Origin of the sequence: Stygiolobus sp. CP850M (assembly GCF_037389425.1) — an archaeon.
Classification (GTDB): Archaea; Thermoproteota; Thermoprotei_A; order Sulfolobales; family Sulfolobaceae; genus Stygiolobus.
Genome location: NZ_JBBHKR010000098.1, coordinates 1 through 14,151, shown reverse-complemented (window position 1 = coordinate 14,151; position 14,151 = coordinate 1). Strand labels below are relative to the sequence as shown.

Below are 14,151 nucleotides of genomic sequence, written 5' to 3'. Positions count from 1 at the left end.
ACCAGACAAAAAAGCAAGACTAGAAATACTAAAAGTACACACAAAGAACGTCCCACTAGCCGAAGACGTAACATTAGAGGAGATAGCCGAAAAGACGGAAGGATATACTGGAGCAGACTTATCAGCATTAGTGAGAGAAGCTACTTTAAGAGCTATCAGGGAACAAATGTCTGATTGTATGAAAAAAGCTGATGATAACTGTAAGAGAGGAGATAGTGAGTGCAGAGAAAAGATTATAAAAGAATGTATGAGTGGAAAAGGAGCTTTAGTAGAAAGGAAGCATTTCGACTTTGCACTCAGAAAAGTGAGACCATCAGTGACACAAGATATGGTGCAATTCTATCAGAACTGGGTAGATAAAGCCAGACAGCAATTACCCAGAGCTAATGTAAAGCCAAGCACTTTCACGTGAAATATATGTGGAGGGAAATTCCTTTACATTATGTAGTTCTTGAAAGATTAAGAAAACATAATGGACCAGTGACAGATGAAGACTTATACGAAGAAGTAAAAAAGGCAACAAATTATGAAGTACCTTTTTCTGATTTTCTTAAAGCACTCATGAAGCTTGAGATGAGAGGTTATATTACGGTAACACTAATAAAAGAGAATGTCAGAATGATCACTTATATAGGTGATAAAGAATAGGTGTAGACTTATCCGAGCTAGTAGAGGATATAAAGAGAGAGCTCAGTTTTGGAGAGTTGAAGGGGAAAAAAATAAGTATTGACGCGTATAATGCTCTTTACCAATTCCTCGCAGCTATTAGACAACCAGATGGAACACCTTTAATGGACTCACAAGGTAGAGTCACAAGTCACTTAAATGGAATTTTTTATAGAACTATAAGTGTCTTAGAAGAGGGAGTCATTCCAGTTTACGTCTTTGATGGAAAGCCTCCTGAGCAAAAAAGCGAAGAACTGGAGAGGAGGAGAAAAATAAAAGAAGAGGCTGAGAAGAAACTAGACCAGTTAAAGAAAGAAGGAAGCAGTGAAGCAAAAGAGTTAAAGAAGTATTCTCAGATGTCTATAAGGTTGACTAACGAAATGGCCGGAGAGAGTAAGAAACTCTTAGAACTGATGGGTATTCCGACAATACAAGCTCCGAGTGAAGGCGAGGCTGAAGCTGCTTATGTTAATTCTTTGGGTCTCACATGGGCAACTGGGAGCCAAGATTATGATTCTCTGCTTTTTGGAGCTACACGTTTGGTTAGAAACCTAACTATAACTGGGAAAAGAAAATTACCTAAAAAAGACGTGTACGTAGAAATTAGGCCAGAACTCATTGAGCTTTCAGATCTACTTAAGAAGTTAGGAATAACCAGAGAGCAGTTAATTGACGTTGCCATACTGATAGGTACAGATTACGATCCTGATGGAGTTAAGGGCATAGGTATAAAGACAGCATATAGAATAATTAAAAAGTATGGTAAGATAGAAAATGCTATAGAAAAAGGTGAAATACCTAAGCAAAAAATCACATTTAATGTTGAGGAAATTAGATCTCTATTTTTAAATCCAAAAGTAGAAAAGCCGAATACAGACCTGGAATTGAAAGATTGTGACGAGAAAGGGATCGAGGAACTTCTTATTAAGCAGCACGACTTCAGTGAAGAAAGAGTAAAGAACGCTATAGAAAGATTGAAGAAGGCAAAAAGAGAGGCTAAAGGTGCTGAGAGGCAAAAAGGACTCGATCAATGGTTTTGAGTAAGGACCTTGATTTAACGCATTATTTTCACTCTCTAAGCACGCTTTATCTTCATGTTCTCTTTTTATTGAAGGTTATGCGGGGGGTGGGACTTGAACCCACGCAGGCCTACGCCAGCGGAGCATACTGCTCTGAATGAGTCTCAGTCCGCCCCCTTTGACCTTGCTCGGGCACCCCCGCACTTACATTATTAACCGATATACAATTAAAAGTTTACGATAATAGGTATTTTTATGTATCTCAGATCTTTGATTTTTTAGCTGGGTTTAAACGTTCCTACCTCCTCTGGTTCCTCATACCATTTAACTCTCCTTCCTATCTTAGCTCTCATTTTCCATTTAACGGACTTAGGCTCTTCATCAATTACTTTCCTAAGTTTAACAAGTTTATCAGCGATGCATTTTGGAGGATTAAATTCCCTGAGTAGTTTATCTATGTTATCTGTAACAGTAGTATAAAATCCCCAATCATCAGATAAAACTTTACTAATATATTTAACATCTATTGTCTTTTCATTATCCTTATCTCCAAGCTGTAGGTCATAAAGCAAAGCGAAAATATCCTTGACGTCGTTTTCTGTAATTTTAACTATTTGTAGCTTAGTTAATAGTAAGTCTGAGGGCGGAATCGTAATCTTCATAATACCAAGTCTGTCCTTAAATGACATTTTATGACACATCTCGAATTCATCTAGAAATACATCAACATTAGAATTAAGCTCGGGATCATAAAAGATTAGTCTCCTATCTCCGTGTAATGCATTAAATCTTTTGTTACTTTCCATTCCAAAATTCTCAAGTAATTCCGTTATTTTCTTGCTCTGTTTTGAAAGACCGAAAAAATCAATATCTTTATAATTTCTAGGGAATTTTTCAGCTCCTTTTGGTGCGAGTATAGCTACAGCAGCTCCTCCTATTAATCTCAATAGAATTTCTCGTTTATTTGCCTCCTCTACTATGGTTAGTCCTCTTTGTAATAATTTTTCTTTAGTTATGTTACCTATCCTACTCCACCTTCCCATCTTATTATAAGTTTAATCTTATTTATATCCGTTATACTTCTTCTTTAAACTTTTATTAACAACTGCGTAAGCCAGACCGTAGGGTAATCCGAGCACTAAACTCAAACCTGGAAGTAAATTAAGAAGATACTTTTTAGGCGATTTGTAATATTTCAGTCCAAATGCTATTACAGGCAAATATAGAAATAAGATTAAAGGAGATGTAAATAATGAAATTATTGGAATTACATAATAGCTTCCGTAATATGTATAACCAGTTAACATTTGAAATTGTGTTAAACCGTCGAGTACTAGCATCATATCATATTTTGATCTCCACAAATTTCTTCTTGCTTCCTTTAGTGAGGACATTAAATTCTCTCTAGCATGAACCTTATTAAGGTGCAAGCACCTACCTTTAGTTGGTTTAACAATATATCCTTCTTTTTTAAGCTTAGCATATAGCCAGACATCTTCGTCTCTCTCATATCTCTCGTCAAAGTAACCTACTCTTTTAATTACATCTAAATTAAGTGCTGAACATCCTAGATTCGGGTTTTCTTCAAGAGAATCTGAATCAACTTCTATTTCCTTTTCATCATAAGCATAGTGCATCCAGGTAAACGTGACCCCGTTCTTAAGGTTTTCAATCATTCTCGGAAGAGCTTTTTCAGATGGTATCACATCACTATCCAACATTACAACGTAGCTTTCATTGGCTAATTTAAGCATTTCATTTCTTAATTTAGCCATGTTTACTTTTTTGAATCTCTTTGCAGTTACATGATTAACACTATATTGAGAAATAACTTTAGCTAGATCCTCTCTTTCGGAGTTATCGTAAACTATGATCTTGTAATTCAGACTATTAGCCAATGCGGAAACTTTTTTCAGAACAGAGTCCAGCCAATCAGCTCTGTCTCCCGGACCAACAGGTATAATTATTTCAACCACGAGTTTAGACTAAATTGAGTGGGATTAAAAGTATAGCCGTAATAGCTCACGGTTACTCCAATGAAAAATTCTCAGGAGAGGGAAAAGTATATCATGAAGTGATCAGGGCTCTACAAGACTCCAATTTAGGTAAAATACAGTTAGTAACTTTCTCTAAACCTAAGAGATATTTACCTTTCGAGGTGAAATATGTTGTTCCTTTTAGGATCACGAAATTTGACAAATATCAACGTCTTCTAACCCTATGGAAAGCTAGAAGCCTAACTCCTTCGATCTTCGTTAACCTCAGTGGTACGCTGTTAAAGTTATCAGACATAGCACCTCACTTAGCTTATTCTGCGGCACCAGCGTTCACCACACCCGGCAAGTATTCATCTTCTATATTTTGGCGATTATACCTTTACCCATTTGAAAAATATGTGAAAGCTCACTTGGATAAGAACGCTATTATAATATCTAACTCTCACTATTCTGCGAGAAAAATCGAGAGCTTAGGATTAAATGTAAGGACTGTAATTTACCCTCCCGTAGATGTTGAGGAGTTCATCACAAACAAACTTGATTCCAATAAGGAAGAAGCTATAATAACTGTAGCTAGGATAGAGAGAGGCAAAATGTTAGAAAATACTATAAATATAGCTAGATTAACTAAATTAAAAACGTATATAGTTGGTTCTTTAAGTGATAAAAATTACTTAGGAAAATTAAGAGAGATTTCTAAGGGCCTTGAGGTAGAATTCCTTACTGACCTTCCTAAAAGAGAACTGGTGTCACTAATGCAAAGGGTGTCTGTGTATTTCCATCCCACTGTAGGAGAGCACTTTGGTATACCGATTGTTGAGGCAATGGCTTCAGGGACGATCCCGATAGTTCCTTCTGAAAGTGGAGCTTCGGAAATTTTACCTAAAGACTTGAGCTATAGTTCATTAGAAGAGGCTGCAGAAAAGGTCAAAAAGTACGTCAAAGGATGGAATAATCTTAGAAAAGAACTCATAGAAAAATCAATGTCTTTTTCCTCTTCCAATTTTAGAACCAAAATTATTTCGATAATATCTGAGATAATAAAATAAGTTATGCGGGGGGTGGGACTTGAACCCACGCAGGCCTACGCCATCGGGGTACTTACCTTTGGGGTCCTAAGCCCGACCCCTTTGACCTTGCTCGGGCACCCCCGCACTTAATGAAATCGAGTATTCAGGTAAAAAACTTTATGCGAAAAAATTAGTCTTTAACTGTCTCCAACATAGACACAATGTTCCAGATAGAGATTCGAGTATGAGTAGGCATATTAGGATCCTGACTTATTTCCTCCAAAATTCCTATTGCATTAGCTGCCCTAACAGCGGGGCTCAACGTCTGATCTTGTAAGTTCCTTATCGCGTCAGTTGCTGCTCGCCTAATATTCCTTGGTACTCCAGTATCATTCACAATTTTTTGAAGCATAACTATTGCTTGTTTTATCTTAGCCTCGTTGTCGTAAAGTGATGCCATTGAAATCTCACCGATTCAATTATTAGTACTTATGGTTTTTTAGTTTATTACCCATTTTATATTATTGGTTATTATGACAACCACAGATTCGGTAAAGAAAGCTGCTGACCTCCTGAGACAAGGAGCCACAATGTTAGATATGGCGTGCCCTTTATGCCATATGCCTTTATTTAGGCTTAAGAACGGAGATATTGTATGTCCAACTCATGGAAAGGTTTATGTAGTAGAGAACGAGGAGGAAGAAAAGAAAATTACTGGTGCTATAACGTTAGATAAACTGGAAAACACTCTGTATAAGGGAATAGAATTTCTAGATCAACGGCTTAACAAAGATCCTCTTGATATTGATACTATAAATCAAGTGATAAGATATTTAGAAGCTATTGAAAGAATAAATAGAATTAAAGGGTTAATAAATAAGAATAAATGATTGAATATACTTCTTCGACTACGTCATTTAACGACTTCTCCGCGTTAACCATTACTATGTTTTTCTCTCTTCTAGCAAGCTCAAGATACTTCTCCCTTACTATTGTAAGACTTTCTATTTTTTCCTTAAAATTGAACTTATCGTTTTTCTGAATTCTTTGCAACGCTTTGTTAGGAGAGATATCCAAAAGGATAGTGAGAACTGGTTTCGGAAACTTTGAATTTACAGTTTCTATCCAGTTCTCCTCTATACCTAGGGCTGACTGATATGCAATAGAGGAATAAATATATCTGTCCATAAGAATAACGTCAGGATTCTGATTTATTAACTCTCTTAAATGATATGCCCTATCCGCAGCGAACAGTAACGTCAATGCGATTGGATCTTTCCAACCACTCTTCTCTATAAGACTTGTGATCTCATTAGTAAAAGGTTCCCTCGTGAGAACTATATTCTTACTACTAAACCGGTTTTTCAACCTCTGATAAACCATATTTGCTACTGTTGTCTTACCTGAGCCATCTATCCCTTCGAACGAGATTATTCTAAGCATTTTCTCACCCTTACTCTACTCTCGGTGAAGTTTTCGTTTAACCTAAATTCCCCCAATATCACCCCATCGAAATTTTCCACTGGTGTAAGAATTTCGACAATACCTAAATCCTCTTTTATATCTTTAATTAAACCAGCTCCTACTGTTTTCCCTTTATACGTTAAGCCCAAATAAAGTCCGAAGAGTTCAGTTCTGTCAACGTATAGTCCTTCACAAGGTTTTTCATCTATTAATTGTACATACTGGTTCCATGCCCTTATTAGGTTCTTAGAAATAGGTGTTCCGACAACTGTTCTCATATCGATCACATTTACTTTAGCGTTACTGAAATAATCTCTGTATTTCCTTGATCTATATTCTCTTCTCTTATTTCTGCTCCGATCTACGTTAAGCGGAAAAGGCTTTAATAACTTGACCTTTCTTAGTAAGTCTCTGGGCATATCTTTAATTATCCTTTGATCGAACACGAGAATGTAATCTGGATCTATTGTATAAATTAGTTCAAGCTTATGCCTATAAGCGTGAAACCCCCTAACCCATCCATCGCTATCTATGACTACGTTGTCTGAATTGATTTCCTTAAGTGTAAGTAGTACTAGAAATATATGTAATCTCGGATTTGTTGATGGTGTTATACTTCCTAAAAATTCAATACCATCTATTCTACGTTGTGAAAGAAGTAACTTTTTCGAAACATCCTTAGAATATGCAATGAAAGCTGGCAAAAATATTGACGATTGTCCGACATCGGAATCTATTATAGAACTTCCATATAAGTTTGCTAGAAAATTAGAAAAGTAAGTTTTTCCAGAATTTTCATCACCTAACACTATTATTTTTCCTCCAGATATTTCCTTTGCAATATTATACCATCCTAATGTTTTATATGACTGAATAATCTTACAGTTACTTTCTATCTCTGAGTTAGTTAAAGATGTCACAGTAAAGTAATTATCGGAGTTTATATCTAGCTTATCTCCTGCCCCTAACTCTATCCCTGATATCATTATTTTACCGTCTTTCACGTAGAGATCACAAGGACCTTGTATCACAACATCATAATCCGTTATTATTTTCATGAAGCTGACCTAAGTGCTATGATATAAGCCGCCCTAACATCTCTGTCTTTTATTTTGACAAACGGATTTCCAGAGGAACTACTTTTAGACTCATTAACCATCTTAGCTTGTTCAAAGTTCATCTTTACGATTCTGTAGACTAATTCACCTATTTTGTTACCTCCGCCTATTCCGATCTTAAGAGACTTATGAGGATAAGTTTGTATAATTTCTGATAATTGTTCGTTTACATCTATTACATTAGCGTTTCTACTTTCTATTAGTTCACCATCCCCTATCACTGCAATAGACAATTTATCCTTGTTAGTGTCTATTCCAATAAGTAGTTCATTAAAATATTGCTTACCCTTTATTTCACATAAAATTCTACCTAATAATACGTTCAATGGTACGAAATTAATATCTTCATCCTTAATTATTATTTCTCCGTCATCTGAGATTTTTATTCCCCTCTCTTTAAATACTCTTACTAAATCTCGATATTTCTTAGCATCAGATACCTTTATTGCAACCTTTTTTACCACAATTACTTAATTAATTCAGAGGAATTTAAAGATTTGAAGATTAGCGATTATATTTTCCAGAAGGGAAATATTGTTTCAATATACGGAGAGGCTGGTACTGGTAAGACTATTATAGGAGTACATGTAGCCTTAGAATTAGGAAATAGCCTTTATATTTCAACTAAGGACTCAAGCTACAAAGCAAGAGTGGAAAAATTAAAGGGAAGACCTGATGTTTATTTCACTCAAGCCCTTACCCAGCCTGAAATAATCTCAGCAATATTAAAAGCTTCTCAGCTGGGTTTACAATTAATTGTTATTGATCCCGTAAACTATTTGTATAAGATATCTAGGAGAAAAAAGGATTTAGAATTACCACTAATTTTATGTCAAGGGTTTAGTAAAAATGGGATTAATAACAATAACAAAGTGTTATTATTATGGGATATTTCAGGAAATAACAGGGTAGCAGGTGAGTTATTTATGAGGAGATTTTCTGACGAAGTACTGAGGATAACAAAAGGTGAAATCATTGGTAACTTAAGGGTTTGTAAATTTAGGATATTGAACTCTGGTGTTGTAGGGTGCTTATAGCCGCATTACTAGTAGGAATTGTATATTATTTACCCGCATTAGCTGCAAACGGTAGTGCACCCTTCGTCAAAAAGGGTACACCCATCGACTTTAGAAAAAAACTTAATGACGGTAGGAGGATTTTAGGAGATGGAAAAACCTTTGAAGGTTTACTATTAGCAGTCACTTTTGGTACGACTGTTGGGGCAATTATCTCCAGATTTTTAGGAGATGAATGGATATTTATTGCATTTTTTGAAAGCTTAGCTGCAATGATAGGGGATATGATAGGTGCTTTTATAAAGAGAAGACTCGGAATGGAAAGAGGACAGAGAGCTCCGTTACTAGACCAACTTGATTTCTTTGTATCTTCGACCTTAGTCTTAGTCTTAATGCACGTGAAGATCCAGATTGTTCAAATTTTATTTATAGGAATATTAATAATATTTCTTCATTTATTTACCAACTACGTTGCTTTTCGATTAAAAATAAAAAGTGTCCCGTGGTAATTATTAATCATGCCAAAAAGAGGGAGTGAAAAAACTTATTCCACACTTAATAATGCTTATGTATTAATAATATTGATTGTCCTCATGGGAATTACTATATTAGGAGCGATAGCTTTCCCATATTATATTTCTCCAATAACCTACTCTAATGGAGGAGCTCCTCAGGCTGGTGGGATCGCTGTTCTTGCAGCAATTATAATTATGGGTGCTATTGCAGGTGTTTATTTCATAGAAAACAGAAATTATGAACTTGGTGGAATCCTTTTAATAATGTCACTACTTATCGTAGCAGTTTATGTATGGGTATCGTACGGTTCTAATGCAATTAAATTTATATTTAACATCTGACAGTGTGAAATGTGATTATCAATGGAACCAATAAAAATTACGCTCTCTAGTGGTAGGGAAATTATAATTGATGAAAACGCTGTTAAGATTCTTAATGAATATGTTAGAACACAAATGACACTAGAACAATTAGCAAAGAAATTAAATCTTACTGGATGGGAAGAGGCATACGATCTAATAAAACAGCTCCCATCTCATATAATGTGGACTCCTATATCTATCCTTAATAAAATGAGTAATTCCACAAAAGGAAGCTAAAATCTAACTTGTTTTTGAATCAAACTTTTCTGTAGCACTCAGGTCTTGATTCATATATTAAGCCCTGCTTTCTCATATCCGTAATTAGTTTTTCTATGCTTTGTTTATCTATACCGATGCTTTCACCTTCTTTAATTATATCTTTAACCTTAGCACACTCATTAATGGATAACGTATCAATTATTTCGAGGATTTTCGCCATTTTCTCTCTTGCACTCTTAGGCTTACCAGTCATTATAGTGTCTATATCAATTTTACCTGACTCCACATCTAATCCTACGTTTTCTAAGAAGATTCTCATAATATTAATAGCCCTCTCAGCGTCTTCTTTAGTTACCTCACTTTTCAACGCCATTTTAGCATAGGCCTCGGATATTCTTATTAACGCTTCCAACTGACGGGGTGTAATCATAATTGGGGAATCTACACTTTCTACACTTTTACGTCTCATCTCTACGAAGAAATCTTGCAATAATTTTTTCGCCTCTTCACTTAGCTTTGGTGAGACGTTCTTCCTAGCATAGGCTATATATTTCTTCAATAAGTCTATATCAATTACACTTTGTGTATTGTTTCTATTTCCATGAACATTAAGAATGTGTGATGCTAGATATACATCGGATTCCCCAGGGTTATCAATCAAGATAAATATCAGGTCGAACCTTGAGAGTATCGTAGGAGGTAGATTAATGTTCTCTGATATTCCTCTTTCCTTTATGTATCTTCCTAATTTAGGGTTACCTGCAGCAATAACCGTAGCTCTCGCATTTAACTTTGCTACAATACCAGCTTTAGCGATTGAGACTGTTTGTTGTTCCATAGCCTCATGAATAGCTACTCTATCATCATCTCTCATTTTGTCTATCTCGTCAATTACGGCCACTCCTCCATCCGCTAGGACTAAAGCACCTGCCTCTAAGTAAAAATCCCCGCTATTTTTATCTCTGGTTACAGTCGCCGTTAATCCCGCTGCCGTAGAACCTTTGCCAGTAGTATAAACTGCTCTGGGTGCGACCCTTGATGCAAACTGTAATATCTGTGACTTAGCTGTACCTGGATCTCCTATAATTAAAACGTGAATATCGCCTCTTATTCTAGTTCCGTCATTTAATAGTTTACTAACACCTCCAAATAACGCAAGGGCTATTGATTCTTTTATTTCCCAATGACCATATATAGATGGGGCTATTGAGGATATTATTTTCTCCCTTATCCATGGATCCTTAGCTAACTCCTTAATTTTCTTTTCATCTTCTTCGGATATTTTAACCTCGTCTAGTACTTTTTGAGATATCTCGATGCTATTAACTTTAAGGTAGAAATCAAATACGGACTTACTTCCTCTTTTTATTTGTGAATCTTTCTTAATCTCTAAAATTCCTACAATTTTCACCCTATCACCTGGTCTTGCTACGTCCACCAAATCGTCTTCAAACACAACTTCCAATTGTCTTGGTAATTGTCCGGGTGGTATTTCTTCTGGTCTTTCTTGTACCACTGCTTTCTGATAATCAATGAAAGTTGATTTGTCTTCAATTAATCTAAATTGCCCAGCTTTACCACATACTGGACATGTGGAAGGTAATTCTATTATTTCACCCATATCGTCATCAGGCCATGAAAATTCTTGCATACAATCAGGGCTTATATGCTGATAAACAGCCTTGCTAAGTCGTTCCTTCACTGGTGTAGACTTTACTAAGATCCCTTCTATCGCGATAAGTTTACCAATATCATTACTTCTTATTTTCCTTAGTTCTACGACTCTAGGTATATTTGTTACCCTAAGGTGAATATTTGATATTTCGTATTGAAATTGCGGATCTTTTTCTATTATGTAATCATAAATTTTTCTTTCAAGAATGGGAATGATCTCTTTGGGAGAAGTTATTAAGAGAGTAGCCAGTTCTTGATTAAAAGAGAATAAGTCTGCAAAATTTACATAGAAGCTTTTCTTTCTATAAGCTATTATTTCATTAATTTGATTTAAATAGGATTTACCTCTGTTGTCCTTAAAGGTAGTAATAAATTCTATGAATAATTCTCCATAGTCAACTTGTTTAGCTTCCAATTATATCACCTATTCCGCGTTCAATTACACTCTTTATTGTTTTATACACTAAAAATTCTTCATTAGTCATTCTATCAATCAAACTTTCATCTGAAATATTGAGAAATGCTAACTGCATAATTTTCCTGATTCTGATAGAGACTATCTCATTTACCACTTGGTCTAATTTTCTAAGTAGCTCTAGTGCTTGTAAATCATTTTTTCTTTTTAATTCATCCCTTAAAAGTTGAACTCGATGATAAAAATCCTTAGGAAGAGCTGAAAGAGATGCTGGGGTATTTATTGTTTGCTTCTCTTGGAATAGGATTCTGCCGAGTTCATCAATGCTAATCACATCAGTTATTTTAACAACGTTTCTCTCTTGTAATACTATACCTAACCACGTAGATACCTCATCTTCACTACCTTTTGATAGCACAATTTCTTCAAACCCATTGTCATATGGACCCCAATCATCTAATACTAAGACCTTTTTTTTAGTAAGCATCATAACCCTATTAATAGCTTTTATCTTAGTAGTAATCACAAGTTAAGGTTTGTATAGTAGTGCTTAAAAGGTATACTATTGTGAACCCAGTTCTTTTAGTAACTGCTAGAAAGAACAAGGAAAATAAATGTATTATCGAGATCATGAATAGAATACTAATTAGAGATATAAATGCTAAGATTGAAGAAGTAGTAAAAAATGTGTTTTTAGTGTACTCCAGCTTATCCCCAATGGAGACATATGGACTTTTATTTTCTGCTCGCCCATCCTGTATTGCTAAAGTATATCCAATCCATTTCATGATTCCGAGTACTCAAGAGGAAGAAATTATTCGGAAGACTATTGAAAACGCTAAAAAAATTGTGAAGACTTCGTTTTACGTAGATTGTCACAAGAGGGGAATTGAAGTAAATTGCAGACAAATTGAGATAGGTATAGGGTTAGGTCTAAAGGGTTACGCTAAAGTTGATTTTAAGAAACCGGATTTTGTAGTTGTTATTAACGTTATTCCTAATTTAGCTACAGTCTCATATGTTAAAAATACTTTCGGCTAACTCTCTCAGTTATGAAATATATAGTATTACTCGAAAATTAGATTTAGGTGAAAGTTTTGGTTGACATCAAAGACTTGATTGAAAATACCATTGAAGGTAGTACAGTGTTTAATAATCTATCAGTTCTTAATCCAGAACACATTCCTGCGAACTTACCCCACAGAGAGACACAAATAAAAGAACTTACTGTTTCGTTCAAAGATCTTATATTAAACCCTGGAGGAACTTCTATAAGGACAGTAATAGTAGGTAGAACCGGTACTGGAAAGACTGTAACCGCCAAGAAATTCGGTAAGGAAATTCAAGATATTGCAAATAAAAAAGGGATAAGGTTATTCTACGTTCACGTTAATTGCCATAGGCAAAGAACTCTTTACCTTATGCTAATGGAGATAGCTCAGAGTCTAAGGTTACCTTTACCTAACAGAGGCCTTTCCTCGCAAGAAACTTTCAAGTTAATTTACGACTACTTAGAGAGGAAAAATATACATCTACTATTAACCTTAGACGAATTTGACTATTTCATTAGTACATCTCCCGTGGAAGATATATATTTCTTGGTAAGGATATATGACGAATTAAATGTAAACGTAAAAAGACTTCACTATATCTTTATAGTTAGAGAACTGACAAGCCTTTCAAGTCTTGATAAGAGCATTAAAGACCACATAATTAAGAACGTTATAGAGTTTCCGCCTTATAGTTCTTTCCAACTTTATGATATATTACAAGACAGAATAGTTAATGAAAAAGCATTTAAACAAAACGCCGTTACTGACGAAGCAGTCAAGTTCATTTCTGACATTCACGGAGCGGATAAAGGAGGAAGTGGAAACGCAAGACTTGCGATAGAAACATTAGAATTAGCTGGAAGAATAGCGGACGCCGAAAGTTCGCCTATAATAACAATTGAGCATGCAAAAAAAGCTAACTCAAAAATTAACCCAGAAATAAGCATTATCACAGATACGATAAGAGACTTGGACTTACATTACTTACTTTTACTAAAAGCAATCTCGTCTTTACATAAAAAATACGAAGAGGACTTCTTCTCTATGGGAAAAGTAGAAGAAGAGTACAGAAATATAAGCTCTTTATTAGGTGAAGAACCCAGAAGACATACACAGTTATTCGAATATATTAGGAGGCTAAAGCTAATGGGACTAATAATAACTCGACACAGTGGTAAAGGAATGAGAGGAAGAACTACACTTATATCCTTACCAGTTCCAGTCTCAGTGGAGTTAGAAAACCTTCTGGATCAGGAAATAAAAAGGAGGTTACAGAAATCACAAGTGAACTCCTAAATTCAGAAATTATAAGAATACTCTTTATCTTATTCAAGGAAGAAGAAATAAGCATAAGTAAGCTGTATAAAAAAACAAGAATTGATTATAAAAAACTAGAAAAAGATTTAGAATTGCTTGAAGACAAACACATCATTGAGATAATAAAGGGTGATAAGTCTAAAATAATTAGACTAAACTACTCAAACCCTAAAGTGATAATATTAAAAAACTTGTTTGAGGAATTGGAAAATATATGACAGAAGCAAAAATAGTAGACATTTCTAAGAAAGACGTAATCTTAAGGGAAGCTATAGCAGAGGGTTTTATAAAACTTAAGAAGGAGAC

General features: G+C 35.0%; 19 protein-coding genes, 2 tRNA genes and 1 pseudogene. 12 read left to right on the top strand and 10 right to left on the bottom strand.

Annotated elements, in window-relative coordinates; genetic code table 11:
- The 3 genes and pseudogenes from WIW89_RS12375 to fen form a co-directional block, all read left to right on the top strand.
- Window positions 1–412 (top strand): annotated as a pseudogene (locus tag WIW89_RS12375) (AAA family ATPase); the annotation flags it as partial.
- A gap of 5 nt (window positions 413–417) precedes the next feature.
- Window positions 418–648 (top strand): hypothetical protein, encoded by a 231-nt coding sequence (locus WIW89_RS12370; protein WP_337710481.1) that lies wholly within the window; start codon window positions 418–420, stop codon window positions 646–648.
- Window positions 645–1,706 carry a flap endonuclease-1 gene (gene fen, locus WIW89_RS12365; RefSeq protein ID WP_337720993.1) on the top strand — a complete coding sequence of 354 codons (1,062 nt, stop codon included), beginning with the start codon at window positions 645–647 and terminating at the stop codon, window positions 1,704–1,706. Before WIW89_RS12370 ends, fen begins: the two co-directional genes overlap by 4 nt.
- Window positions 1,707–1,784: 78 nt before the next feature.
- On the opposite strand, the gene WIW89_RS12360 is transcribed toward fen, so the two are convergent.
- The 3 genes from WIW89_RS12360 to WIW89_RS12350 form a co-directional block, all read right to left on the bottom strand.
- A tRNA-Leu gene (locus tag WIW89_RS12360) sits at window positions 1,785–1,887 on the bottom strand.
- 76 nt (window positions 1,888–1,963) lie between these two features.
- Window positions 1,964–2,728 carry a hypothetical protein gene (locus WIW89_RS12355; RefSeq protein ID WP_337720992.1) on the bottom strand — a complete coding sequence of 255 codons (765 nt, stop codon included), beginning with the start codon at window positions 2,726–2,728 and terminating at the stop codon, window positions 1,964–1,966.
- An 18-nt stretch (window positions 2,729–2,746) separates the two neighbouring features.
- The gene (locus WIW89_RS12350; RefSeq protein ID WP_337720991.1) at window positions 2,747–3,661 is read right to left on the bottom strand and encodes a glycosyltransferase family 2 protein; all 915 of its coding nucleotides are present in this window, start codon (window positions 3,659–3,661) and stop codon (window positions 2,747–2,749) included.
- Window positions 3,662–3,675: 14 nt separating this feature from the next.
- Between WIW89_RS12350 and WIW89_RS12345 the strand changes: the two genes are divergently transcribed.
- On the top strand, window positions 3,676–4,731 hold the full coding sequence (locus WIW89_RS12345) for a glycosyltransferase (RefSeq protein ID WP_337720990.1): 1,056 nt from the start codon (window positions 3,676–3,678) through the stop codon (window positions 4,729–4,731).
- A gap of 4 nt (window positions 4,732–4,735) precedes the next feature.
- On the opposite strand, the gene WIW89_RS12340 is transcribed toward WIW89_RS12345, so the two are convergent.
- Window positions 4,736–4,836, bottom strand: a tRNA-Leu gene (locus WIW89_RS12340).
- Window positions 4,837–4,882: 46 nt separating this feature from the next.
- Window positions 4,883–5,152, bottom strand: a complete 270-nt coding sequence (locus tag WIW89_RS12335) for a UPF0147 family protein (protein WP_156005005.1) — start codon at window positions 5,150–5,152, stop codon at window positions 4,883–4,885.
- A gap of 73 nt (window positions 5,153–5,225) precedes the next feature.
- Here WIW89_RS12335 and WIW89_RS12330 point away from each other — a divergent pair, with 73 nt between their 5' ends.
- A complete protein-coding gene (locus tag WIW89_RS12330) occupies window positions 5,226–5,582 on the top strand; it encodes an Sjogren's syndrome/scleroderma autoantigen 1 family protein (RefSeq protein WP_156005006.1) in 357 nt (118 codons plus the stop codon).
- On the opposite strand, the gene tmk is transcribed toward WIW89_RS12330, so the two are convergent.
- Genes tmk through WIW89_RS12315 form a run of 3 tightly spaced genes read right to left on the bottom strand, consistent with a single transcriptional unit; the run spans window position 5,554 to window position 7,738 of the window.
- Window positions 5,554–6,135 (bottom strand): dTMP kinase, encoded by a 582-nt coding sequence (gene tmk, locus WIW89_RS12325; RefSeq protein ID WP_337699645.1) that lies wholly within the window; start codon window positions 6,133–6,135, stop codon window positions 5,554–5,556. The genes WIW89_RS12330 and tmk overlap by 29 nt on opposite strands.
- Entirely contained in the window at window positions 6,123–7,214 is a 1,092-nt protein-coding gene (locus WIW89_RS12320; RefSeq protein ID WP_337720989.1) for a Clp1/GlmU family protein, read from the bottom strand. The genes tmk and WIW89_RS12320 overlap by 13 nt, the downstream gene beginning before the upstream one ends.
- Complete coding sequence (locus WIW89_RS12315; RefSeq protein WP_337699641.1) at window positions 7,211–7,738, bottom strand: hypothetical protein; 528 nt, start codon at window positions 7,736–7,738, stop codon at window positions 7,211–7,213. Before WIW89_RS12315 ends, WIW89_RS12320 begins: the two co-directional genes overlap by 4 nt.
- A gap of 33 nt (window positions 7,739–7,771) precedes the next feature.
- Between WIW89_RS12315 and WIW89_RS12310 the strand changes: the two genes are divergently transcribed.
- From WIW89_RS12310 to WIW89_RS12295, 4 genes are read left to right on the top strand one after another with little or no spacing between them, the layout of a single operon-like run.
- Window positions 7,772–8,311 (top strand): AAA family ATPase, encoded by a 540-nt coding sequence (locus tag WIW89_RS12310; RefSeq protein ID WP_337720988.1) that lies wholly within the window; start codon window positions 7,772–7,774, stop codon window positions 8,309–8,311.
- The gene (locus WIW89_RS12305; RefSeq protein WP_337720987.1) at window positions 8,302–8,799 is read left to right on the top strand and encodes a CDP-2,3-bis-(O-geranylgeranyl)-sn-glycerol synthase; all 498 of its coding nucleotides are present in this window, start codon (window positions 8,302–8,304) and stop codon (window positions 8,797–8,799) included. The genes WIW89_RS12310 and WIW89_RS12305 overlap by 10 nt, the downstream gene beginning before the upstream one ends.
- A 9-nt stretch (window positions 8,800–8,808) precedes the next feature.
- Window positions 8,809–9,147, top strand: a complete 339-nt coding sequence (locus WIW89_RS12300; protein WP_337699634.1) for a hypothetical protein — start codon at window positions 8,809–8,811, stop codon at window positions 9,145–9,147.
- A gap of 21 nt (window positions 9,148–9,168) precedes the next feature.
- Window positions 9,169–9,405 carry a hypothetical protein gene (locus WIW89_RS12295; protein WP_337699632.1) on the top strand — a complete coding sequence of 79 codons (237 nt, stop codon included), beginning with the start codon at window positions 9,169–9,171 and terminating at the stop codon, window positions 9,403–9,405.
- A 19-nt stretch (window positions 9,406–9,424) separates the two neighbouring features.
- Here WIW89_RS12295 and mcm read toward each other — a convergent pair whose 3' ends face one another.
- Both mcm and WIW89_RS12285 read right to left on the bottom strand, forming a co-directional pair.
- Window positions 9,425–11,476, bottom strand: a complete 2,052-nt coding sequence (gene mcm / locus WIW89_RS12290; protein ID WP_337720986.1) for a minichromosome maintenance protein MCM — start codon at window positions 11,474–11,476, stop codon at window positions 9,425–9,427.
- Window positions 11,466–12,002 (bottom strand): hypothetical protein, encoded by a 537-nt coding sequence (locus tag WIW89_RS12285; protein WP_337710489.1) that lies wholly within the window; start codon window positions 12,000–12,002, stop codon window positions 11,466–11,468. The genes mcm and WIW89_RS12285 overlap by 11 nt, the downstream gene beginning before the upstream one ends.
- Before the next feature lie 20 nt (window positions 12,003–12,022).
- Here WIW89_RS12285 and WIW89_RS12280 point away from each other — a divergent pair, with 20 nt between their 5' ends.
- Genes WIW89_RS12280 through WIW89_RS13655 form a run of 3 tightly spaced genes read left to right on the top strand, consistent with a single transcriptional unit; the run spans window position 12,023 to window position 14,063 of the window.
- Window positions 12,023–12,517 carry a THUMP domain-containing protein gene (locus WIW89_RS12280; RefSeq protein WP_337720985.1) on the top strand — a complete coding sequence of 165 codons (495 nt, stop codon included), beginning with the start codon at window positions 12,023–12,025 and terminating at the stop codon, window positions 12,515–12,517.
- 56 nt (window positions 12,518–12,573) lie between these two features.
- On the top strand, window positions 12,574–13,824 hold the full coding sequence (locus WIW89_RS12275; protein ID WP_337720984.1) for an ORC1-type DNA replication protein: 1,251 nt from the start codon (window positions 12,574–12,576) through the stop codon (window positions 13,822–13,824).
- Window positions 13,734–14,063 (top strand): HVO_A0114 family putative DNA-binding protein, encoded by a 330-nt coding sequence (locus tag WIW89_RS13655; protein WP_443296632.1) that lies wholly within the window; start codon window positions 13,734–13,736, stop codon window positions 14,061–14,063. Before WIW89_RS12275 ends, WIW89_RS13655 begins: the two co-directional genes overlap by 91 nt.
- The last annotated feature ends 88 nt before the right edge of the window (window positions 14,064–14,151 follow it).